The 21,984-nt window shown below is 62.9% G+C and carries 24 protein-coding genes, 1 tRNA gene and 1 pseudogene; 17 read left to right on the plus strand and 9 right to left on the minus strand.

Going from position 1 to position 21,984, the window contains the following annotated elements:
- Positions 1-3 precede the first annotated feature (3 nt).
- On the minus strand, positions 4-1,821 hold the full coding sequence (gene ade, locus JG746_RS21685) for an adenine deaminase (protein WP_202354600.1): 1,818 nt from the start codon (positions 1,819-1,821) through the stop codon (positions 4-6).
- Positions 1,822-1,902: 81 nt separating this feature from the next.
- Positions 1,903-2,253, minus strand: coding sequence for a SecDF P1 head subdomain-containing protein (locus JG746_RS21690; RefSeq protein WP_244730365.1), 351 nt, complete (start codon positions 2,251-2,253; stop codon positions 1,903-1,905).
- Positions 2,254-2,477: 224 nt separating this feature from the next.
- On the opposite strand from JG746_RS21690, the gene JG746_RS21695 reads away from it, so the two are divergent.
- From JG746_RS21695 to JG746_RS21715, 5 genes are all read left to right on the plus strand, one after another.
- Entirely contained in the window at positions 2,478-3,143 is a 666-nt protein-coding gene (locus JG746_RS21695) for an outer membrane protein (protein ID WP_202354602.1), read from the plus strand.
- A gap of 277 nt (positions 3,144-3,420) precedes the next feature.
- Positions 3,421-3,506, plus strand: a tRNA-Leu gene (locus JG746_RS21700).
- A gap of 196 nt (positions 3,507-3,702) precedes the next feature.
- Complete coding sequence (locus JG746_RS21705; protein WP_202354603.1) at positions 3,703-5,205, plus strand: HAL/PAL/TAL family ammonia-lyase; 1,503 nt, start codon at positions 3,703-3,705, stop codon at positions 5,203-5,205.
- A gap of 30 nt (positions 5,206-5,235) precedes the next feature.
- Positions 5,236-5,412 carry a hypothetical protein gene (locus JG746_RS21710; RefSeq protein WP_202354604.1) on the plus strand — a complete coding sequence of 59 codons (177 nt, stop codon included), beginning with the start codon at positions 5,236-5,238 and terminating at the stop codon, positions 5,410-5,412.
- Positions 5,409-5,735, plus strand: a complete 327-nt coding sequence (locus JG746_RS21715; RefSeq protein WP_244730366.1) for a hypothetical protein — start codon at positions 5,409-5,411, stop codon at positions 5,733-5,735. Before JG746_RS21710 ends, JG746_RS21715 begins: the two co-directional genes overlap by 4 nt.
- Positions 5,736-6,493: 758 nt before the next feature.
- Here the strand turns inward: JG746_RS21715 and JG746_RS21720 are convergent.
- Together JG746_RS21720 and JG746_RS21725 are read right to left on the minus strand one after the other, a co-directional pair.
- Positions 6,494-6,715, minus strand: coding sequence for a hypothetical protein (locus JG746_RS21720; RefSeq protein WP_202354605.1), 222 nt, complete (start codon positions 6,713-6,715; stop codon positions 6,494-6,496).
- 78 nt (positions 6,716-6,793) lie between these two features.
- Positions 6,794-7,372 carry an NUDIX domain-containing protein gene (locus JG746_RS21725; protein WP_202354606.1) on the minus strand — a complete coding sequence of 193 codons (579 nt, stop codon included), beginning with the start codon at positions 7,370-7,372 and terminating at the stop codon, positions 6,794-6,796.
- Positions 7,373-7,527: 155 nt separating this feature from the next.
- Between JG746_RS21725 and JG746_RS21730 the strand changes: the two are divergent.
- The 4 genes and pseudogenes from JG746_RS21730 to JG746_RS21745 all read left to right on the plus strand — a co-directional run bounded on the left by JG746_RS21730 (position 7,528) and on the right by JG746_RS21745 (position 9,736).
- Positions 7,528-8,631 (plus strand): annotated as a pseudogene (locus tag JG746_RS21730) (NADH:flavin oxidoreductase/NADH oxidase).
- Between the two features lie 132 nt (positions 8,632-8,763).
- A complete protein-coding gene (locus JG746_RS21735) occupies positions 8,764-9,081 on the plus strand; it encodes an SH3 domain-containing protein (protein WP_202354607.1) in 318 nt (105 codons plus the stop codon).
- 107 nt (positions 9,082-9,188) lie between these two features.
- The gene (locus tag JG746_RS21740) at positions 9,189-9,467 is read left to right on the plus strand and encodes a DUF982 domain-containing protein (protein ID WP_019857850.1); all 279 of its coding nucleotides are present in this window, start codon (positions 9,189-9,191) and stop codon (positions 9,465-9,467) included.
- A gap of 29 nt (positions 9,468-9,496) precedes the next feature.
- Positions 9,497-9,736, plus strand: a complete 240-nt coding sequence (locus JG746_RS21745) for a DUF2188 domain-containing protein (protein WP_019857848.1) — start codon at positions 9,497-9,499, stop codon at positions 9,734-9,736.
- 104 nt (positions 9,737-9,840) lie between these two features.
- Here JG746_RS21745 and JG746_RS21750 read toward each other — a convergent pair whose 3' ends face one another.
- Together JG746_RS21750 and JG746_RS21755 are read right to left on the minus strand one after the other, a co-directional pair.
- Positions 9,841-10,125, minus strand: a complete 285-nt coding sequence (locus JG746_RS21750; RefSeq protein ID WP_202354608.1) for a hypothetical protein — start codon at positions 10,123-10,125, stop codon at positions 9,841-9,843.
- A gap of 54 nt (positions 10,126-10,179) precedes the next feature.
- Entirely contained in the window at positions 10,180-11,184 is a 1,005-nt protein-coding gene (locus tag JG746_RS21755; RefSeq protein ID WP_202354609.1) for an alpha/beta fold hydrolase, read from the minus strand.
- 164 nt (positions 11,185-11,348) lie between these two features.
- Between JG746_RS21755 and JG746_RS21760 the strand changes: the two genes are divergently transcribed.
- The 8 genes from JG746_RS21760 to JG746_RS21795 all read left to right on the plus strand — a co-directional run bounded on the left by JG746_RS21760 (position 11,349) and on the right by JG746_RS21795 (position 19,677).
- On the plus strand, positions 11,349-12,092 hold the full coding sequence (locus JG746_RS21760) for a competence/damage-inducible protein A (RefSeq protein ID WP_202354610.1): 744 nt from the start codon (positions 11,349-11,351) through the stop codon (positions 12,090-12,092).
- A 142-nt stretch (positions 12,093-12,234) separates the two neighbouring features.
- The gene (locus JG746_RS21765; protein ID WP_202354611.1) at positions 12,235-13,068 is read left to right on the plus strand and encodes a universal stress protein; all 834 of its coding nucleotides are present in this window, start codon (positions 12,235-12,237) and stop codon (positions 13,066-13,068) included.
- Positions 13,069-13,184: 116 nt separating this feature from the next.
- On the plus strand, positions 13,185-13,685 hold the full coding sequence (gene gpt / locus JG746_RS21770; protein ID WP_202354612.1) for a xanthine phosphoribosyltransferase: 501 nt from the start codon (positions 13,185-13,187) through the stop codon (positions 13,683-13,685).
- 210 nt (positions 13,686-13,895) lie between these two features.
- On the plus strand, positions 13,896-14,384 hold the full coding sequence (locus JG746_RS21775) for an NUDIX hydrolase (RefSeq protein WP_202354613.1): 489 nt from the start codon (positions 13,896-13,898) through the stop codon (positions 14,382-14,384).
- Between the two features lie 107 nt (positions 14,385-14,491).
- On the plus strand, positions 14,492-14,803 hold the full coding sequence (locus tag JG746_RS21780; RefSeq protein WP_202354614.1) for a PilZ domain-containing protein: 312 nt from the start codon (positions 14,492-14,494) through the stop codon (positions 14,801-14,803).
- 672 nt (positions 14,804-15,475) lie between these two features.
- Complete coding sequence (locus JG746_RS21785; RefSeq protein WP_202354615.1) at positions 15,476-19,258, plus strand: vitamin B12-dependent ribonucleotide reductase; 3,783 nt, start codon at positions 15,476-15,478, stop codon at positions 19,256-19,258.
- Positions 19,259-19,265: 7 nt separating this feature from the next.
- Positions 19,266-19,466 (plus strand): type II toxin-antitoxin system HicA family toxin, encoded by a 201-nt coding sequence (locus JG746_RS21790; protein ID WP_202354616.1) that lies wholly within the window; start codon positions 19,266-19,268, stop codon positions 19,464-19,466.
- A gap of 4 nt (positions 19,467-19,470) precedes the next feature.
- Positions 19,471-19,677: a type II toxin-antitoxin system HicB family antitoxin gene (locus tag JG746_RS21795; protein ID WP_202354617.1), complete on the plus strand. Its 207-nt coding sequence runs from the start codon at positions 19,471-19,473 to the stop codon at positions 19,675-19,677.
- Positions 19,678-19,706: 29 nt separating this feature from the next.
- On the opposite strand, the gene JG746_RS21800 is transcribed toward JG746_RS21795, so the two are convergent.
- The 3 genes from JG746_RS21800 to JG746_RS21810 are packed head-to-tail and all read right to left on the minus strand — an operon-like array spanning position 19,707 to position 21,862.
- Entirely contained in the window at positions 19,707-20,321 is a 615-nt protein-coding gene (locus JG746_RS21800; RefSeq protein WP_244730373.1) for a hypothetical protein, read from the minus strand.
- A gap of 4 nt (positions 20,322-20,325) precedes the next feature.
- Positions 20,326-20,847, minus strand: coding sequence for a hypothetical protein (locus JG746_RS21805; protein WP_202354619.1), 522 nt, complete (start codon positions 20,845-20,847; stop codon positions 20,326-20,328).
- Between the two features lie 43 nt (positions 20,848-20,890).
- Complete coding sequence (locus JG746_RS21810) at positions 20,891-21,862, minus strand: DUF3592 domain-containing protein (protein ID WP_202354620.1); 972 nt, start codon at positions 21,860-21,862, stop codon at positions 20,891-20,893.
- Positions 21,863-21,984: the final 122 nt, after the last annotated feature.

The following is a 21,984-nucleotide window of genomic DNA, read 5'->3' on the forward strand; positions in this document are numbered from 1 at the left end:
GATTTATATGAACAGATCGACCTTCTGGAAGGTCGTCACGTCGATCAGGCCGACATCGGAAATTCTCAACTCCGGAATGACCACCAGCGCCAGCAGTGAGTGCTGCATGTAGGCGTTGTTCAGGGAACAGCCCATCTTGCGCATCGCCTCGGTCAGTTTCTCGGCCTTGGCGGCGACGATCTCGGCGCGCTCGTCCGACATCAGGCCGGCGATCGGCATCTCGACCAGCGCCAGTTCCTTGCCCTTGGAGAACAGCACGACGCCGCCGCCGACCTCGCCGAGCCGGTTGACCGCCAGCGCCATGTCCTGCTTGTTGGTGCCGACGCAGATGATGTGGTGGGCGTCATGCGCCACGCTGGAGGCCATGGCGCAATCACCCATGTAGCCGAAACCGGAAACGAAGGCGTTGGTGACGCCGCCGGTGCCCCGATGCCGCTCAATCAGCGCGATCTGGCAGACATCGTTACGGCGATCCATGGCGACCAGCCCGTCCTCGACCGGAAGGTCGGCCTCCAGCGCCCGTGTCGGCGCCTGGTTCTCGATGACCCCGATGACGCGCACCCGCACTTCGTTGGCGCCCTTGGGAGCCGTGATGTCGAAATCGCGAGGCTTCAGCTTCTTGCCGAGCTTGATGGTGTTCTTCGCCGTCTTCGGATAATCATAGGCCGGAATGTCGATATCGAGCTTGCCGCCCTTGGCCAGGCGGATGCCGCGCGCATAGACCTCGTCGATGGTCATCGCGGCGAGATCTGAGACAATCAGCAGGTCGCCCAACCGCCCCGGCGCGATCGAACCGATCTCGCGTTCCAGCCTGAAGTGCTGGGCGGTGTTGATCGTGGCCATCTGGATCGCCGTCACCGGCTTCAGCCCCTGTTGGATGGCGTGGCGCACCACCCGGTCCATGTGGCCTTCATGCACCAGCGTGCCGGAATGGCTGTCGTCGGTGCACAGGATGAAGTTGCGCGGATCGATGCCGCCTTCCGTCACCGCCTTGATCTGCGAGGCGACATCGTACCAGGCCGAGCCCAGCCGCAGCATCGCCTTCATGCCCTGGCGCACGCGGGCAATCGCATCCTCGGCGCGCGTGCCTTCATGGTCGTCCTCGGGTCCACCGGCGACATAGCCGTGAAACGGCAGGCCGAGATCGCGCGAGGCATAGTGGCCGCCAACCGTCTTGCCAGCCTTGACCGTCGCGGCGATCTCGCCCGACATGACAGGATCATTGGCGGCGACACCGGGAAAATTCATCACCTCGCCGAGCCCGATGATGTTTTCCCAGGTCATCGCTTCCGCGACATCGGCAACCGTCAGTTCGGCGCCGGCGTGTTCGAGCCCCGGCGCCGAAGGCACGCAGGACGGCATCTGCACATGCACGTTGATGGGCATCGCCACCGCCTCGTCATGCATCAGCCGCACGCCCGGCAGGCCCAGCACGTTGGCGATCTCGTGCGGATCGATGAACATCGAGGTGGTGCCGTGCGGGATGACGGCGCGGCAGAATTCGGTCACCGTCACCATGCCGCTTTCGACATGCATGTGCGCGTCGCAGAGACCGGGCACCAGATAGCGCCCGCCGGCATCGACGACCTTTGTGCCCTGGCCGATGGCGTGGCTGGCATTCGGCCCGCAATAGGCAAAGCGGCCGCCGGCAATGGCGATGTCGGTGCCGGCGATGATCTCGCCGGAGTGAACGTTCACCCAGCGGCCGTTGCGGATGACGAGATCGGCAGGCTTGCGGCCCATGGCGACGTCGACCAGATGCGTGGCCATCTCGGTCCAGGGTTTTGGTTTCGTCGCATGCGCCGCCGGCTTCTTTGCCATGAAGGGACTCCTGTTTGCGCGACTGTGCCAAGCCTGCCTGGTTTTGACCAGCGCCAAACAGCGGGCAGCCCTACCCAACCTTCACAAAGGCTGTTCAGCCTTGACCTCGACCGTGACTTTCGCACCGCCCGCCGAAATCCGTTCCGCCAGGCGCTGCAGTTCGCCGGCGGCGAAGGTGCCGTCGAGCATCACCTCACCGCCGAGGATGGGTTCGACCAGGCGCGGCGACGCGACCATGGCGCCGTCGACGCTGAGATCGACCACCTTCCCGACATTGACCCTGGTGAAGTCGGCGAACGCCTTCGCGCTCTCCGGTGTCATCTTGAGGTCGAGTGCCCTGCGTCCCGAGGCTTGATCGGATACGACCGCGGCCTTGACGATGGCGAGCGCCAACGGCTCGGCCGCAGCGAGGCCGCAGGCCAGCAGCAGCATGGCAGTTCCAGCGACGAGACGAACCAGCCTGTACATCGGGCTTTTCCCTGCAAGAAGGCCATCTTGCACGCTGACATTTTCCCGGCAATGTCGGCTGTCCTGCGCTAGCAGGCCGTGCTTCCGCGAGTGACACACGGCTGCGGCCAGAAACAGGATTCCGTTTTGTCGCAAATCGGTCTACCTTGGCGACAAGACTTTTCCGACTCTTCGTCCGGGGAGTTCGAATGTATCGCCTTGTCGTCGCAAGTGCCGGTCTTCTTGCCGTCCTGTCGATGCCGGCTTTCGCGGCCGACCCGACAGTCGACGTGCCGATGACCGCGCCCGGCTTCGACTGGACCGGATATTATGCCGGCCTGCAGGCGGGCTTTGGCTGGGGCCAATCCGACATCTCAGGAACGGAAGGCGAGCCGTTTTCCGTCTCGCCCGATATTGACGGCGGTTTCGTCGGCGGACATGTCGCGGGACTGTGGCAGTTCGACCAGGCGGTGATCGGCGCCGAGGCCGAGCTCAACTATTCCTCGGTCAGCGGCACCACCGAACAAGAGCCCGGAAACAATTTCGGCACCGACATCAAATGGTTCGGATCGGTCAACGCCAAGGCCGGATATGCGATGGATCGTGTGCTGGTTTACGGCATAGGCGGCGTTGCCTTCGCCGGTATCGAGACGTCGCAGTCAGCAGGCTCCGCCTTCTCCGAGACGCGCACGAATGTTGGCTGGACGGTGGGCGCCGGCGTCGACTACGCGCTGACCGACAGGTTCGTCGTCGGCGCGCAATATCGCTATTACGATTTCGGCTCCGAACATTATGACGGGTCCACCGATTTCGTCGCCCGCGACCAGGACACCAAGCTGAACACCGTCGGCATCAATCTCAGCTACAAATTCTGAGAGCGCCCAACAGCGCTCGGCGAGCGACTGACCTGATCAGCAATTTCAATGAGAGGGGCGGCCGGCGCCCCCAGTGGGCGGGGGAATGGGTTGGGCCTGGTAGACGCCGGCCTCGGCGGATCAGATCCGCCGTGCAAACACCCTACGCATTGCGCGCCGCGCGCTGAATTCCGCGATCACGCCAGTATCGCCAAGTGCCGTCCTCTGGGGTGGGCGTTCGGATGGCTCAAGAACACGACTTGACGGGCTGTGTCTGGCATCTGAAAAGGGCTGGCCTGCGGACGTGGCGGAATTGGTAGACGCAAGGGACTTAAAATCCCTCGATCTCTGATCGTACGGGTTCGATTCCCGTCGTCCGCACCACCCCTCGCTCTTCGAGCTTCGGGTGGCAGGCCATCTGGATCAGAATTTATGACCCGCGACGTCGCTCCAGTCGCATCACCCGGCAATTCCATAGCCAATATGCATCGCGGTTGTGCGGTACGAGCCGAAGCAGCGGTTCTCCCGCCGCCTATCGAGCGAGTGCCTGCGCATTCGCAAAGCAATTTCGGAACGGGCAATGACAATAACGATCGACAAAAACGCCAGCTGGCGCGATATCGCGCGGGTGAGTGAGGGCGAATCCCTGGCGCTCAGCCAGGCGGCGTGGGACAGGATCGCTTTTGCGCACCAGATCGTGGCGGCGATCGTCGAAAAAGGCATCCGCGCCTATGGCGTCAACACCGGGGTCGGCGCCTTGGCAAGCAAGGTCGTGGCGCCTGCCCTGCACAAGAAACTGTCGCGAAACATCATTCGCAGTCATGCCTGCGGCGTCGGTGACCTCGTGCCGCGACGCGGCGTGCGCGCCATCATTGCCGCTCAATTGGCGAATTTCGCGCATGGCCATTCGGGCGTGAGCCCTCAGATCGTGCGCAATCTGCTCACCTTCATCGAGCGTGACTGCGTTCCCGACGTGCCGTCCCGGGGATCGGCCGGCTATTTGACGCACAACGCGCATGTCGCGCTGGTCCTGATCGGCGAAGGCAATGCAACCCTGGCAGGCCGTTCCATGAGCGGGCTGGAAGCGCTTGCTGAAATGGGCCTGGAACCGCTGGAGCTTGGCGCCAAGGAGGGCTTGAGCCTGGTCAACGGCACCGCGTGCGCAACCGGCCTGACAAGCATCGCCGTGCAGCGCGCGGAGCGTTTGCTGGGATGGGCTGACGCGGCGGCGGCTTTGACGCTTGAAGCCGCGGGCGCGCAGATGCCGGCTTTTGGCGAACAAATCCTGGCTATGAGGCCCTCACCCGGCATTCAGGGCGTGGGCAGATCGCTGCGGGGCTGGCTTCATGGCAGCGAACTTATCGCGCTGGCTCACGGCAGCCGCACGCAGGACGCGCTCAGCCTTCGCGCCGTGCCGCATGTTCATGGCGCCGCCCGGGAGGTGCTGGACCGGTCCGCCGAGCTCGTCGACCGCGAACTGGCAGCCGTCACCGACAATCCCGCGGTATTCGGCACGTTGAACGATCCTCAGGTTGTTTCAGAGGCGCATGCGGTGGCGCCCGCACTCGGGCAGGCCGCCGACGGCCTGACCATCGCCCTGGCTCAGGTGGCCGGGATGAGCGAGCGTCGGATCGACCGTCTCGTCAATCCGCTTGTCAACAATCTGCCGGCCTTCCTTGCCGATGAGGACGGAGCCAATTCCGGCTTCATGATCGCCCAATACACGGCCACGTCGCTCAGCAACGTCAATCGGCGTCTGGCCGCCCCGGCGGCGACCGACGGCGGCGTCACATCCGGCCTGCAAGAGGATTTTCTTGCGCATCCGACCGTCGCCGCCAACAAGCTGCTGGCGGTCATCGACAACGCCGAATACATCCTGGCGATCGAGCTCATGGCAGCCGCGCAGGCCCATGATTTTCTGGCCGGGCGCGGGGCGCGCGCGCCTGGTACCGACACGATCTACCGAATGGTGCGGGAAAAAATCGCCCACTATTCCGACGATCGGCCCCTGTCCCGCGACATGGAGGCCTTGCGCAACTTCATCCGCGAAATGGACGTGCCAGCCTGTCCGCGGCACAGCTAGAGACCAGGCCCTAATCGGGTTCAGCTTCAGATGCTGGATCGGGATGATGCTCTTGGCATCGACGATGCGCCGTCGGCAATGCCGGCCAGCCCCGTCGCGCACCAGTATGTCGCCACCGCCGGGGATTCGGGCGCAAGGCGTATCGAGAATGGCAATTCCCATTCAATTTTTGGCAACAGTGAAACAAAGGATGCATTTCCACGTTGAGCCTCGTCAAAGCGTGGGAGTTTTTGAAAATGGATCCGGCGACTGCCGCAGTAATGGTTTTGCTCCAGTGCAGCCCGGGCGAAGGTTCCGTCTGCAAACCCGTCGATATGGGCCCGGCCATGTATGCGTCGCTCGATTTATGCATGGCTTCGCTGAAGGACAGGCTGGCAAGCGCTCCGAACGGCGAAACCGTTGGCCGGTGTCGTCTCGTTGACGCGACCGTCACAGAGGGCCTACCGGTCGGCTATACAAGGGTTCTTGTGACGCGCGGCCTCGGCGCCGATGCCAGCACCAGCAGCTACATCGTACAGCACCAGCCTTAGTCGCCTCGTACCCGCTCGCCAAAGATGGCGTTCTTCCCTGTTTGCTAGAGCGCGTCGTGCCCATCTCATGGCTGCCCGAATGCAGCACCGGCGGCCGTTGATCGGCGCTTGGCTCTGAGCCCACCTCAATGATCCCGACCAGCGCGCGAACAAACTCAACCATATCGTTCGCCGTGATGGCTGCCCTGTCGGGATCTTGCCCGATGTGCTCGGCAGCCGCGCAACATGACAGGCGGATTCGATCGTAGTGGGAATCCCTTTCATCCTCCGGCAGCATCGCCAATTTGATGGCTCGGCGATGAATCAGCCTGAGCAATTGTTCGAGAGCGGCTCCGACACTCATGCGTTTTGCTCCGCATTGGTCGAGCGTTCCGGCGCTTTAGGGCGCGTGTCAGAACGTCGATGGGAGGTATTTTCCGTCCCTGAGCCGAGGCTGCATTATAGCCATTAATATATTGTATATTGCTAATATATGATCCCATGGAGGCGTCTTTGGCCTCCATGGATCGAAATGCCTCAGTTCGGCGCCAACGCCTGAGGCGCAGCCTAGCCAGGACGGCGTGAACTGAGTGATCCTGCGCGAGCTGGTTCATCGAGAGCGTTTGCTTCGGCCAATTTGGTCAGCGCTCGCTCGACCTTCTCCGCGGCAGCATCCGTGTGCTCAATATGTCGGATAATCCGCTGCGTCAGAAGCGCGAGCCTGGCAGCGCGATAGACCGCACCGCCTCTCGCGGTTTCGTGGTGAAATGTCGCGATCATCACTGGGAACGACCCAAAACTGCTGACGGATCGATCTTTGTCAGGCGCTCCCTGGCCTCGATCACCTGCCGCTGCGCGGTCCTGATCCGGCTGCAAAGCGCAATATTGATTCCGACGCCGCAGTCCTCGTCCAACATTTCTTCCGCGCGTTCCAGAGCGAGTTCCGCTCGATTGACGCGCTGCCTGGCCTTGGCCAGTTCCATATTGAAAAGCTCAACCATCGTTCCGCTTCCGTTGCGGTCCCTTCGAGGGTTAACCGCCGCTGATCGCTTTGGTTCCCCTGGTCCGGGAAGGTCGCGTCAAACGGGCATCGGGTTCAGCTTCAGATGCTGGATCAGGATGATGGTCTTCGCATCGACAATCCGGCCGTCGGCGATGCCGGCCAGCGCTTCGTCGAGCGGCATTTCCAGGACCTCGATGTCCTCGCCCTCTTCCGGTGCGCCGCCGCCGGCCGAGATGCGGTCGGCGGGCGAATACCGGGCAATGAAGAACCACAGCCGTTCGGTGACGCTGCCCGGACTCATGTAAGGCGAAAACAGCCGCTCAATCTTGTTCAGCCGGTAGCCGAGTTCCTCCTCGGCTTCCTTGCGGATGGCGGTCTCCGGATCGTTTTCGTCGAGCAGCCCGGCACAGGCCTCGATCAGCGGCTCGCGGTGGCCGGTGACATAGGCAGGATAGCGGAACTGGCGCACCAGAAGCACCGTCGAACGCTGGGGGTCGTAGGGCAGGATCACCGCTCCGTCGCCGCGATCATAGGTCTGGCGGATCTGCGTCTCCCACTGGCCGTCGCGCCGGCGATAGTCGAGCACGGTCTTTTTCAGCACCGCCCAGTCGTCGGAAAGAACCTCTTCCGAACGGATACGAATACGATCTTCCATTGGACACCTCGATATTTGCCGCCGGGGCAGGCGTAGCCGCGAACCGGCGCTGGCGCAATTGGGGAAGCGATTGGTCCAGCGTTTCACTCTCTCGTGTGTGGTATGCAAGATATCCGTCGCCTAGATAACGCGTTCCCTCTCCCGGAGCCCTGTTCATGACTGCATCGCTTTTCCAGCCGATCACCCTCAACGGCCTCACCTTCCCCAACCGCATCGCCGTGGCGCCGATGTGCCAGTATTCCGCCGAGGACGGCTCGGCCAGCGACTGGCATCTTTACCACTGGATGAACCTTGCCATGTCCGGCGCCGGCATGGTCACGGTGGAGATGACCGATGTAGAGCGGCGCGGGCGCATCACCCATGGTTGCCTCGGGCTTTACTCCGACGACAACGAAGCCGCTGCGCGCCGCACACTGGATGCGGCACGGCGCGTCGCCGCGCCGGGCACGAAATTCGGCACGCAGCTGGCGCATGCCGGCCGCAAGGCCTCGAACCGCAAGCCCTGGGAGGGCGGCGGGCCGCTGCAGCCGAACGAAGACCCCTGGCAGACCGTCTCGGCCTCGGCCATCGCCTACGACACCGGCTGGAACGTGCCGCACGCGCTTGATGAGCAAGAGATCCTGCAGCTCATCGAGCGGTTCGTCGAAGCCGCCAGGCGGGCCGAACGCGCCGGCTTCGACTTCATCGAACTGCACGCGGCACATGGCTACCTGATCTTCCAGTTCCTGTCGCCGCTGTCCAACCAGCGCACGGACCGCTGGGGCGGCTCGCTGGAAAACCGGATGCGTCTTGTCGTCGAAGTCGCCAGGGCCGTGAAGAAGGCGGCGCCGAAGCTGATGCTCGGCACGCGACTGTCGGTGAAAGACTGGGTCGATGGCGGCTTCGACGTCGAGGACGCGATCGAGGTGGCGAAGGCCCTGAAGGCCGAGGGCGTCGCCTATCTCTGCTGCTCCAGCGGCGGCAATTCTCCGCTGCAGAAATTGCCCACCGGTCCCGGCTATCAGGTGCATCTGGCGGAAGCCGTGCGCAAGGGCGCCGACATCCCGACCCGCGCGGTCGGCCTGATCGACGATCCCCAGCAGGCCGAGGCTGTCATCGCCGAGGGCCGCGCCGACATGGTGGCGCTGGCCCGCGCCTTCCTCGCAGATCCGCGCTGGGGCTGGCGCGCGGCCGCCACATTCAAGGAATAGATCCATCCGGCGCCTCAGCTCGCCCGCTCGGTGACGACCATGGAGCACTGGATGAAGGCGGCGGGCTGAACCGGCCATTCTTTTGATATCGGGGCCTCCCGATGCAGCCTAGCCGATTTGCAGACGCCCGCTTCAATTCTGGCCGCAAACTGTTAGGCTGGGTAAGGCTGCGGCGGGCGCGGCCGGGCTTGGGAGGAGATCATGTCGTTCAGGGCATTCTTGCCGGCTGCAATGCTTGTGGCCGTCGCCGGCCTTTGGCTCGGCGCATCGACGCCGAGCGTCGCGCAATATTGCGAGGGGACGGTGCACGGCCTGTCCGGCCGCTACAATCTGGCGACCGGCAGCGGCTTTCTCGCCGTGCGGACACGGCCGAACTCGTCATCGCGGATGATCGGCCAGCTGTTCAATGGCGACCATGTCGAGATTTTCGACCGGCGCGGCAACTGGTATCAGGTCGAAATCGGCGGCACGACCGGCTGGGCGAACGCACGCTGGCTGCGCAACGACTGCGGCTACTGAGACGCAGATGCGTGTCGTCCAAAAGCACGTCGCAAAACGCGACGCGACTATTGGGCGCACGTTCCGGGCCACTTTTGCAACCAAATTGGCTGCTTTGCGTTGCGGCCATGATGGACAACAAACCTTTTGAAACGCCGGTGGTGGTCGAACTCGGTCATGTCGGCAAATATCGCCATATCCGCAGCACCCAGGAAGCGGCGGAGTGCCTCATGACGGTGTGGCCGCTCAATCGCGGCCCGCGTCATCGTGATGCCCTCGACACTTGCCTCAAAGTGCTGGAAGGTTATCGTTCGACAGCGGAAGCGCGACGGGCATTGATCGAGGCTGCCAGGGAATCGGAAGTTCTGGTGCCCGACGACAGGCTTTCCGACGACCGGCTGCATTGAGCAGGCGGACCTTTCAACCGGAGGTTTTGATGGCGAAGCTGACTTACAAGATCGTCGAGCATGACGGCGGCTGGGCCTATAAGGTCGGTTCGACCTTCTCGGAGACATTTCCCACCCATCAGGATGCGTTGCGTGCCGCCGAGATCGCCTCGGCCGAGCAGCAGGTGGCAGGCGCAACGGACGGCATCCAATATGAGGATGCAGACGGCAAATGGCACGAGGAACTGGCCGATGGCCGCGATCGGCCGCAGACCGAAGTTTCCGACTAGCCAGACTTTCCGCAGAGAAACTTGCAAGCAGGAAGAGGCACGGCGCCGACCGTGGACGTCAGGAGAGACGACGCCCCTATGGTCGGCGGCTGCCCGCGGCTGAACTATTTGCCGCAGTATTGGTCGTTCACGTTGCCCTGGGCATTCGCATCAGGACCGGCGGTGCTGTAGGCACACGGGCCGGACGCGCCTGAATTGCCAAGGCTGTCCAGCCCAGAGCGGTCGCCGTTGATGCTTCCGGTCGTGTTGTGGTCGACGCCCGAGGACTGTTCGTTGCCGAACGGCCACCAGTTGTTATGGTTGGAATATGCACCGTCGGACGATTGCGCCATCGCCGATGTGGCGAGGCCGATCGTCAGAACCGATGCTGCGAGAAATTTCCTGTACATTGCATTACTCCGTGTCTTGGTCGCCTTGGGTGCGACACGGGGTAAACCCGGCAGTCAGCCGGTTGGTTCATTGAAATTGTCGTGAGGCAGCGGTGATGGAAACGCGCGGGCAGCAATGCGCTCGATGAAGCCAACCACCCGCTTGGGCTCGACGAACTGCGGCATATGGCCGACGCCGTCGAAGGATTCGAAATCGAGCCCCGCGATCTTGCCTAGCATCGGCTCGCCATGGATGCGGATGTCGATGACGCGGTCGGCGGTGCCGAAAAGGATGCCGGCTGGAATGACAATCTCGTTGTAGCGCAGTTCGACGCGGCCGAGGTCCTGTTCGACGGCCACGACATCGGCGGATGTCGCCTGGAAATGCGCCGGCCGCAACCCCAGCCAGCCGCCGCCCCCGACCATATAGTCCGTCGGAAAAGCCTGCGGCGCGAAGATGAATTCCATTGTCGGCCGCGCATAGTGCAGGCTGAGCGGTATCGCCACCGTATAGGCCACGATCCAGCGCTTCAGGCGCGAGGGGATGTAGAGCAGGTCAAACCGCTGGCGCGCCCGGTTTTCCAGATGCGTCAGCGGCGCCAGCAAGGCGATGCCCGAAATCGCCTCGGGATGCTCCACGGCCAGGGTCAGCGTGATGGCGCCACCCAGCGAGTGGCCCACCACCAGCGGCCTTTCCAGCCCCAGCTTTTCGATGAAGCGGCGCACCAGGGCCGCCTGTTCAGGCAAGCGGCCGGTGGCCCCGTTGGCGCGCGTCGAATAGCCTGATCCCGGGCGATCGAGCGCTATCAGCCGATAGCCCTGGCCGAAATGTCCGAACAGCGTGTGCCGGAAGTGGTGGAGTTGCGCGCCAAGCCCGTGCAGGAACACGATCGGCCGCCCCTCGCCCACATCGACATAGTGGATGCGGTTGCCGTCGATCTCGACGAATTTTCCGACCGGCGGCACCAGTCTTTGCGCCTTCGCCGCGATCCACAGCGTCGCCAGCACCATGCAGGCGATCCCCAGGACCGCCAGCAGCAACAGCAGGGCCAGCAGCCATGACAGGATCGATATCAGCATTGTTCACTCGGATCAGAACCGGTTCGAGCTTACCCACATCCGGTTGCGCTGCAACCGCGCATCGAAACGGACGCGTCCAGGCATGGATTGTTCACCACCGAGGTGGCATTGCCGATAGCCACGCGCCGCGCTATTTCAGGCGACCCGTCCTGCCGGAGCCCTCCATGACTGAAATCGTTACCGCCGCCATGCTCGTCATCGGCGATGAGATTCTCTCCGGCCGCACCAAGGACAAGAACATCGGCCACCTCGCCGACATCATGACGGCCGTCGGCATCGACCTTAAGGAAGTGCGCATCGTTCCCGACGAGGAAGACGAGATCATAGCTGCGGTGAATGCCGTGCGTGTGCGCTACACCTATGTGTTCACCACCGGCGGCATCGGCCCGACCCATGACGACATAACAGCCGATTCGATTGCCAAGGCGTTCGGCGTGCCCTGCGAATACGACGCCAAGGCCTATGCGCTGCTAGAGGCAAGCTATGCGGCGCGCGGTATCGAATACACCGAGGCGCGCAAGCGCATGGCGCGGATGCCGCGCGGCGCCGACCATATCGACAACCCGGTGTCGGTCGCGCCCGGCTTTCGCATCGGCAACGTCCACGTCATGGCCGGCGTGCCTTCGATCTTCCAGGCCATGCTGGACAATGTCGTGCCGACGCTGAAGACGGGCACGAAGATGCTGTCGGCGACGGTGCACTGTCCATTTGGCGAAGGCCTTGTCGGCGGGCCGCTGGGCGAGATTCAGAAAGCGCATCCGGACACGATCATCGGCTCCTACCCAAAATATGGCGACGGCAAGTTCTGGACCGAACTGGTCGTTCGCGCCCGCAGCCAGGAGGCGCTGGACGCCGCGCGCGCCGATGTCGAGGCAATGGTGGCGGGTTTCGCCGCCAAGGCGAGCTGATCGGCTCCTAGAGCAGTTGACGCAATTCCGGACGGAAAACCGCTTCACACTTGTCCTGGAATTGCTCTACCCGGAACCAAGCCCGGCGCCGCGACGTTTTCTTGGACGCGAGACTGAAGGCTCGCCAGCTTGAGGGATCACCATGCGCTTCAAAACCATCGTTGCCATTCTGCAGAACGAGCAGGACGCCGAGCGCGTGCTCGACTGCGCCATCCCGCTCGCCAATCGCTTCCAGAGCCACCTGATCGGCATCCATGCCGAGGCGCTTCCGGTGCCCTACACGTCGGCGACCGGCTTTCCCGATACCGAGTTCCTGCAGGTCTCGGCCGACATGAGCCGGGAGCGGGCTGACAAGCTGCAGGCCGTGTTCCTGCGGCGCATCGAGGATTCCGGCCTCTCTTTCGAATGGCGCAGCCTGGAGAGCTTCTCCGGCGACAGCGCGCTGACCGGCATTTCAAGCGTGCGCGCCGCCGACCTGGTTATCGCCGCCCAGCGCGAAACCGGCGGCGACCCGAGCGCCGATGTCGACACGCTGGTCTATGACGCCGGCCGGCCGGTTCTGGTGGTGCCGAGCGCGGGGCCGCTGGTCACCACGTTCAAGCATGTGCTGCTTGCCTGGAACGGCAGCAAGGAGGCCGCGCGCGCAGCCTTCGACGCCCTGCCCTTCATCATCGAGGCCGAGAAGACCGACATATTGGTCATCGATCCGCCCGATACGTTCGACGAAAGCCCGGAGGCCGCCGGCGCCGAGATCGCGTCGGCACTGTCACGCCACGGCGCCAACGTCAGCGTCTCGGTGCAGAAATCGGGCGGCACCTCGGTCGACGACATGATCCAGAACCGGGTCGCCGAGACCGGCGCCGATCTCCTGGTGCTTGGCGCCTACAGCCACTCCTGGCTGCGCCAGCTGCTGTTCGGCGGCGTGACGCGCACGGTGCTGCGCACGGCACAGGTGGCGGCCTTCCTGTCGCGATAAGTCCACAGCCATCGCTGCCGGCCGCCCTTGCCAAGGCCAAGGTTTTCCAGTTAATTCCGCGCGCATTCCCCTGTTTTTGTGCACGCGGCATTCGCGTGCTGCGGAGTGCGCGAAAAATGTCCCTTCCCGAAAAAGCCTTCCCGGTCTCCTGGGACCAGTTCCATCGTGACGCCCGTGCGCTTTCCTGGCGGCTTTCCGGCGCCAACAAGGGACAATGGAAGGCGATCGTCTGCATCACCCGCGGCGGTCTGGTCCCGGCGGCGATCATCGCGCGCGAGCTCGGCATACGCATCATCGAGACGGTCTGCGTCGCCTCCTATCACGACTACACCAGCCAGGGTCAGTTGCAGGTGCTGAAGGAAGTCACGCCGGCGCTGCTTGCCGACGACGGTGTGGGCGTGCTGATCATCGACGACCTGACCGACACCGGCAAGACCGCCGGCATCGTGCGCGCAATGATGCCCAAGGCGCATTTCGCCACCGTCTACGCCAAGCCGAAGGGCCGGCCGCTGGTCGATACTTTCGTCACCGAGGTCAGCCAGGACACCTGGATCTATTTCCCCTGGGACATGGGCTTCACCTACCAGAAGCCGATCGCCGACGATCACGCCGGCTGATTCGCAACACGCCGCTTTTTCCAATCAAGCCGCCAGCGGCGGCAATATTTGCTTCCGTGGACGGGTCCCCGGGGCAGGATATCCTGTGAAATCGACCTCCATTGGCGGGAATCGGCCAGCCTGATCAAAGTTTTTACTTTTATTGGTCACAATTAGCCGTAAAATTCGTAAGGCGGCAAACGATTCTGGAGGCTGGGGCTAGCTTCTCCGATGTTGACAAGGCCAACGACGCACAACCATCTGGCCGAAAGGGTCCGGCGAGTCTTCGGCACCGCGCCGTGCCGCCTGCAGGTTGCCGCCCTGCCCTGGCGCGATACCGGGAATGGCGTCGAGATCATGCTGATCACCAGCCGCGACACGGGCCGCTGGGTGTTGCCGAAGGGCTGGCCGGAAGCCAAGGAGCCGCTCTGCGAGGCGGCGGCGCGCGAGGCCGGCGAGGAGGCCGGATTGCGCGGAACCATCTCGCATCTCGAAGCCGGCCGCTATTTCTATGCCAAGGTTCTGGCTTCCGGCGAAGAAGTGCCTTGCGAGGTGCTGGTGTTTCCGCTGCATGTCGACAAGATCGCCGACCGCTGGAAGGAAAAGCACTCCCGCACCCGCAAATGGGTCAATGCCAGCGAAGCGGTGCGCATGGTCAATGAAGCCGACCTTTGCCAGATCATCGCCTATTTCTGCGCCGACCCGCACAGGTTCTCCTGAGCGACCTCCACCTCCCCCGGGACATATTCACAACCCTGTGATGTGCCGAGCATGAATGGTTTGCTAATCCTTATTCGCTAAGAATCGGCCAATCTGGCTTTTGATCGATGGCGAATCCTGTAGACCCACTTCAGCAACAAACCGGCGAGCCGCAGCGCGAGCACCGTCCACGCGTGGTCAAGGGCGGAACCGTCATCACCGGGATTCAGAACTCGGAAATCGCCGTGACGCTGCGCAACCAGCATGCTGGCGGCGCCGAATTGAAAATACCGCTTGAGGCACGGGTGCCCGACCGGTTCCTGCTTTATGTGCCGCTCGACGGCGTCGCCTATCGCTGCGAGGTCCGCTGGCGCCGCAACGACCGGGTCGGCGTGCAGTTCACCGGCACCGAGCCGAAGCCGAAACTGCACTACGGCTGATATCCGGCAATCGGCCCGGCCGATTTTCGAGGCCGACCGGATTTGCTCCCGACGGACGCCTCCTGACGGTCCAGGACCGCAGATCCGCCGCTCGAAACGGCAATCGCAGCGGCGCATTTCTATCCCCGTTATCCACATGTGTGACACACAAGATGTTGGGGTCACAAAAGCTACGCAAACGAATCCTTGACGGCGCAAAACGAGTCGCCTTTTATAGGCCATGTGCTCCTGTTGAGAGCGCGACCGGAAAGTTCTGAGCCCGGTCTTTTTCCCGGATTATGTGCGTTTTTCCCCGCATTTCCGCCTGTTTACGAGGCCGGCGGAAGCGTTGGGATTGTGGGGTGGTGGGGCGACGAAAGGGAGAATTGTCGGACTGGAATAAATTGTCTGTTAATACTATATTTAGTGTTTGCAGGTAGGTTCGACGCTAGATAGTGTGAATTTCCCTCGAGTGAGGGAATCGAAAAAATCAGATTTGAGGGACCCGCGGGGTCTCCCCGGTGCGTTGTGACAGAGGCTTCACAGGAAGCCCAGGCAGCAAGTGCTGGCGGGGATCGCGGAATGGAGAGCCGGCCGTTTTCGAACGCCGGCAGACGGCGGACATGCGCGTTTCGCATCAGGGGGAGAAATCCCTGGGGAAAAGCGCTATATATAGACAAAAGGACCGGACCAATGCGCATCGAGCGTCGCTTCACCAAGCAAGGGCAATCGGCTTATGCGGAGATCGAATTCCGCAAGGCGCTTTCCGAGATCAAGAATCCGGATGGCTCGGTGGTCTTCCGTCTCGACAACATCGATGTGCCGGCGCAGTTCTCCCAGGTCGCCGCCGACATCCTGGCGCAGAAATATTTCCGCAAGGCCGGTGTGCCCGCGCGCCTGAAGAAGGTCGAGGAGAACGACGTTCCCTCCTTCCTGTGGCGCTCCGTCGCCGACGAAGCCGAACTGGCCAAGCTGCCGGAAGCCGAGCGCTACGGTTCCGAGATCGATGCCCGCCAGGTCTTCGACCGGCTGGCCGGCACCTGGACCTATTGGGGCTACAAGGGCGGCTACTTCAAGTCGGAAGAAGACGCGCGCACCTTCCGCGACGAGCTGGCCTATATGCTGGCCACCCAGCGCGTCGCGCCGAATTCGCCGCAATGGTTCAACACTGGGTTGCACTGGGCCTACGGCATTGATGGCCCTAGCCAGGGCCACTTCTATGTCGACCCCTTCACCGGCAAGCTGACCAAGTCGAAGTCCTCCTACGAGCATCCGCAGCCGCATGCCTGCTTCATCCAGGGCGTGCAGGACGACCTCGTCAACGAGGGCGGCATCATGGATCTGTGGGTGCGTGAGGCGCGCCTGTTCAAATATGGCTCGGGCACCGGCTCGAATTTCTCGCTGCTGCGCGGCGAAGGCGAAAAACTGTCCGGCGGCGGCCGTTCGTCCGGCCTGATGAGCTTCCTCAAGATCGGCGACCGCGCCGCGGGCGCAATCAAGTCGGGCGGCACGACGCGCCGCGCCGCCAAAATGGTCATCGTCGACGCCGATCACCCCGATATCGAGGAATTCATCGACTGGAAGGTCAATGAAGAGCAGAAGGTCGCCTCGCTGGTGACCGGCTCGAAGATCGTCAAGAAGCATCTCGAAGCCATCATGAAGGCCTGCGTCAATTGCGAAGGCAATGGCGAGGACTGCTTCGATCCGGCCATCAACACGGCGCTGAAGCGCGAGATCAAGGCGGCCAAGAAGTCGGCGGTGCCGGAGAACTACATCTACCGCGTCATCCAGTTCGCCAAGCAGGGCTACACCTCGATGTCGTTCAAGACCTACGACACCGACTGGGATTCGGACGCCTACCTGACCGTTTCGGGCCAGAACTCCAACAATTCGGTGTCGCTGAAGGACAATTTCCTGCGCGCCGTCGAGGACGATGCCGACTGGCACCTGACCGCCCGCAAGGACGGCAAGGTGCTGAAGACGCTGAAGGCCAGGGATCTCTGGGAAAAAATCGGCTACGCCGCCTGGGCGTCGGCGGATCCGGGCCTGCATTTCAACACGACGATGAACGACTGGCACACCTGCGCTTCGGCCGGTGCGATCCGGGCGTCCAACCCGTGCTCGGAATATATGTTCCTCGACGACACGGCCTGCAACCTCGCCTCTGTCAACCTACTGCCCTACCGCAACGCCGACGGCACGATCGACATCGCTGCCTACGAGCACACCGTGCGGCTGTGGACCATCGTTCTCGAAATCTCGGTCATGATGGCGCAGTTCCCGTCGAAGGAGATCGCCAAGCTCTCCTACGAATACCGCACGCTCGGTCTCGGCTACGCCAACATTGGCGGCCTGCTGATGACCTCTGGCATTCCCTATGATTCCGATGAGGGCCGCGCCATCTGCGCAGCACTCACCGCGATCATGACCGGCGTCGCCTATGCCACCTCGGCGGAAATGGCCTCCGAGCTCGGCGCGTTCCCGGACTATGACCGCAACGCCCAGAACATGCTGCGCGTCATGCGCAACCATCGCCGCGCCGCCTATGGCGACAAGGACGGCTATGAGAAGCTCGCCGTCAATCCGGTGCCGCTGGTCGCCTCCGACCTCAAGCAGCAGGCGCTTGCCGAGCATGCGAAGGCCGCCTGGGACCGCGCCATCGAGCTCGGCGAGGAGCATGGCTACCGCAATGCGCAGGCAACCGTGATCGCGCCGACCGGCACGATCGGCCTGGTCATGGATTGCGACACCACCGGCATCGAGCCCGATTTCGCGCTGGTGAAGTTCAAGAAGCTCGCCGGCGGCGGCTACTTCAAGATCATCAATCGCGCCGTGCCGGAGGCGCTGCGCACGCTCGGCTATTCCGAGAGCCAGATCGCCGAGATCGAGGCTTACGCCGTCGGCCACGGCAATCTCAACCAGGCGCCCGGCATCAATCCCGGCTCGCTCAAGGCCAAGGGGTTCAGCGACGACAAGATCGCCGCGCTCAATGCGGCGCTGAAGTCGGCCTTCGACATCAAGTTCGTCTTCAACCAGTGGACGCTCGGCGCCGACTGGGTGAAGGAAACCTTCGGCTTCACCGACGAGCAGCTCAACGACTTCTCGTTCGAGATGCTGCCGGCGATGGGCTTCTCCAGGAAGGACATCGAGTCCGCCAACATCCATGTCTGCGGCGCCATGACGCTGGAAGGCGCGCCCTTCCTCAAGGCCGAACACCTCGCCGTGTTCGACTGCGCCAGCCCCTGCGGCAAGATCGGCAAGCGTTCGCTTTCGATCAACAGCCACATCCAGATGATGGCGGCGGCGCAGCCCTTCATCTCGGGCGCCATCTCCAAGACCATCAACATGCCCAACGATGCGACGGTTGAAGACGCCAAGGGCGCCTACATGCTGTCGTGGAAGCTGGCGCTGAAGGCCAACGCGCTCTACCGCGACGGCTCGAAACTTTCGCAGCCGCTGAACGCCTCGCTGCTCGCCGATGGCGAGGAGGACGAGGACGAAGCCGTCGAGCAGTTGATCGCGGCCCCGGCCGCGGCGCGTGCGGCGCAGATCACCGAACGCATCGTCGAGCGCATCATCGAACGCGTCTCGCGCGAGCAGGAAAAGCTGCCCGGCCGCCGCAAGGGTTACACCCAGAAGGCCAAGATCGGTGGCAACACGATCTTCCTGCGCACCGGCGAATATGATGATGGCCGCCTCGGCGAGATCTTCATCGACATGAACAAGGAAGGCGCCACGCTGCGTGGCCTTCTCAACAACTTCGCCATCGCCATTTCGCTCGGCCTGCAGTACGGCGTGCCGCTCGACGAATATGTGCACGCCTTCACCTTCACCAAGTTCGAGCCGGCCGGCATGGTCATCGGCAACGATGCCATCAAGAGCGCGACGTCGATCCTCGACTACGTGTTCCGCGAACTCGCCATCTCCTATCTCGGCCGCAACGACCTCGCCCATGTCGACCAGTCGGACTTCTCCAACACCGCGCTCGGCCGCGGCATCAGCGAAGGCAAGACCGACGCCGTCTCCAAGGGCCTGACCCGTGGTTCGCCGGTGAAGCTGGTGTCGAGGGCAATCGGCAACGAGCCGAAGGGCTTTGCCGGCCCCGGCACCCCTGCCCGCTCGGCGCCCACCGCCTTCTCCGGCTCCAACGTTCTGGCGCTGAAGCCGGCCAGCGACGAGGCGGTCGCCTACAAGCGCGACTATGAGGAGCGGGCCAAGGAACTGGCCGAAGACATCGCCTTCGAGGAAGCGGCGGGCTCTGCTTCCGTAGCCTCGGACACCACGGCGGCGCTGTTCACCGACGCCGCAGCGAACGAAGCCGCCGAAGCGAAGAAACTCGCCGCCGACCGCCGCGCCAAGTCACTGCTGCAAGGCTACACCGGCAATTCCTGCTCCGAGTGCCAGAATTTCACCATGGTGCGGAACGGGACCTGTGAGAAGTGCGACACGTGCGGCGCTACGAGCGGGTGCAGCTGAGGAGTAGATGCCACCTCGGCTTACAGTTCGCGAGGTTATTCGCTTGCTGGAGACTGACGGCTGGTATCTGGTTGCAACCAAGGGCAGCCATCGCCAATATAAGCACAAAATCAAAGCCGGCCGCGTCACTGTGGCCGGCAAGCCGTCTGAAGAGGTTGCGCCAGGCACACTGAACAGCATCCTCAAACAGTCCGGTTTGAAGGAGTGACTGTATGCGCTACGCCGTAGTGATTGAAAAAGCAGGAGATAATTTCTCCGCTTATGTGCCGGACCTCCCGGGCTGCATCGCGACTGGTGCGACCGTGCCAGAAGTGGAAATCGAAATTCGCGACGCAATACGCTTCCACATTGAGGGCCTGCGTGCGGATGGCCTGGACGTGCCAAACGGTGTCAGTCTCGCGGAGTACGTAGAGGCATAGGGTAGCAACCGCGATCAGGAACTCGGCGCCTATCCCGCCGGCAACACCCGCAGCGTTTGCTCGTCAAACAACGGCTCGTCCTGCCCCACCCGCACGAACAGCACATTCCGCCCCTCACCCGCCGGCACCTCGAAATACTGGATGCCGTCAGGCATTTCGCCCCAGTCGCCACAGGGCGGCTCGGGAACCTCGTTGGGGTCGGCAATCGCGGCCAGTTCTTTCGCGTAGGCGGCGTCGGGGCTGAATGTGTAGCGTTTGACGCCGGCGGGTACGGTGCCTTCCGTGTAAGGCGCCAGCACGCAGCGGGCGCTGACGGCCTTGTCGGTCTTTTCCAGGAACAGGCGCTGCATGGCGGCTTCGGCGGTTTCGCCTGATTTTATGTTGAACACCTCGACCAGCGGCTCAGCCGCGCCACCATCGCTGTATTTGATGGCAAGCGCGTTTCCAGCGAATTCGAAATGGATCTGGCGGAAGCCGAAGTCGCAGCGCTGCGCCCAGGCGGCAAGGCCGATGGTCTTGTCGGCCATTTTTTCCCAGACGCATTTGTCGATCGGCGGACGTGACGGCGCCGGCTCGTCCGCGCGTGCCGCGACGGATATCGTCATGGAGGCAAACAGGATGCTGATCCAAACGATCGATCTCATGGCGCTAGTCATCGCTGCATCCTGTCAGAGTAAAGGCATCCCATGCCGAACCGTCCGGGTTGGCGTTGGCGAAATCGGCCCATTCGGTGAAAGCCACGCCGAAATCGGGCAACAGCAGCCCTTTCGGCGCCGGTGTCGCCTCGCGCGAGTTCAACTGCTCGGCGCCGCCACCGGTCAAGGCGTAGACCTGGCCATCCCATATCCTGCACAGTCCGCTGCCGTCCTGCAGGCCAGCTTCGCGGTCGTCGTCGGTGCAGGTGTGGCGGATGGTGCCGAGCGGAAAGGAATTCTTGCCGTTGGTCCAGGTGATGTCGGCCGGCAGGTTTTTAACGGTATTGGGCACGCGCAGCGAAAACACCTGCGCCGTCAGCGCTGCCGGCTCATTATCGAGCGGCCGGAATTGCAGAACGGCGCCCGAACGCGGCTCGCGGTAGGTGGCGTGGCTCAGCAGACATTCCCTCGCGCTCGCCCCCTGGATCGGCCCGAGCAAGCCCAGGAAAACGAAGGCCAGCTTGCGAAGGATCACTTGATGTCTCCGGGTGAGCGTTCTGGAAGCCAAAAACCTGTCCTCACACCAGCCCGACCAGAAAGGCAGCGCCGCCGAGAAATCCTGCCGAACAGAGCCACAGCAGCCAGAGGCCGCGCACCCGGCATTCGAGCACCGCCGAGCCAGGATTGGCGGGGTCATAGTGGACGTCGACGTTGCTGCCCTCGGCATAGCTTCGTGCCTGACCGCTGACGAGGCCGGGTAGCGAAGCGGTGACCGTGGCGCCGAAGGTGACGCGGTCGGAGGTGTAGCGCTGGCCGGCAACGCCATAGCTGTAGACGATGCGGGATTTGAAAACCGTGCGCCAGCGTCGATAGCTGCTGTAGTTTCGCAGCGCTTGCAGACCTGAGGACTCAATACGGCCGGCGGTGACCGGCCATTTGGCTGCCTGCTCGGCAAGCGATTTCTGGACGAAACCCATACGCAGGGCGAACAGGCCCATGAACAGCAGCAGTGCCGCGGCGCCGAGATTCTGCGGCTTGGGCAGATGCGGCCGGATCGCCTCGAGCACGCCGCCGATGGAGAACACCAGAACCGCCGTGCCGATCACCAACCCGGCCGAGAGCTGGAACATGAACTTGAAGGCGCCGTCCGGCATGGTGCGCTCGATCACCGCCTTGCTCGGATCGGCCGGATTGTAGAAGACGGTGACCTCCGCGCCGCGGGGAAACTGCGCAAGGGTTTCGGGGATTTCGAAATTCCCCAGATTCTCCTTCACGCTGTAGCGTGAGCTTTGAAATTTCTTGCCGCCGACCTTGTATTCGAAGGTGATGGCCGGAAAATTGCGCATTTCGGTGGTATCGCTGCTGTCCGAGCCAGCGCCCGAGTTTCTAACCTCACGCGCCTCGACGCGCGACGAGATGATCTTTCCCGGCGTCGGCAGCCAGCGGCTGAGCGCCCGAACCTCGCGCCATTTCAAGAAGGTGATGAGCGACAGCATGCCGGAGACCGCGCAGGCAAATCCGACAAGCAGAAATTTGAGTTCCAGCTCCACCCTGATCCCCCCGGAGTGCAGGAACCGGTACTAGACAGCACTGCGGCGGCAATGTCTCGCTTATTCGCAAGGTCGCGAGATAAGCGGCCGGACGTCACGCGCTCCCTCTCCTTCTCCGTTAT

It is taken from the genome of Mesorhizobium sp. 113-3-3 (assembly GCF_016756495.1).
Lineage (GTDB): Bacteria > Pseudomonadota > Alphaproteobacteria > Rhizobiales > Rhizobiaceae > Mesorhizobium.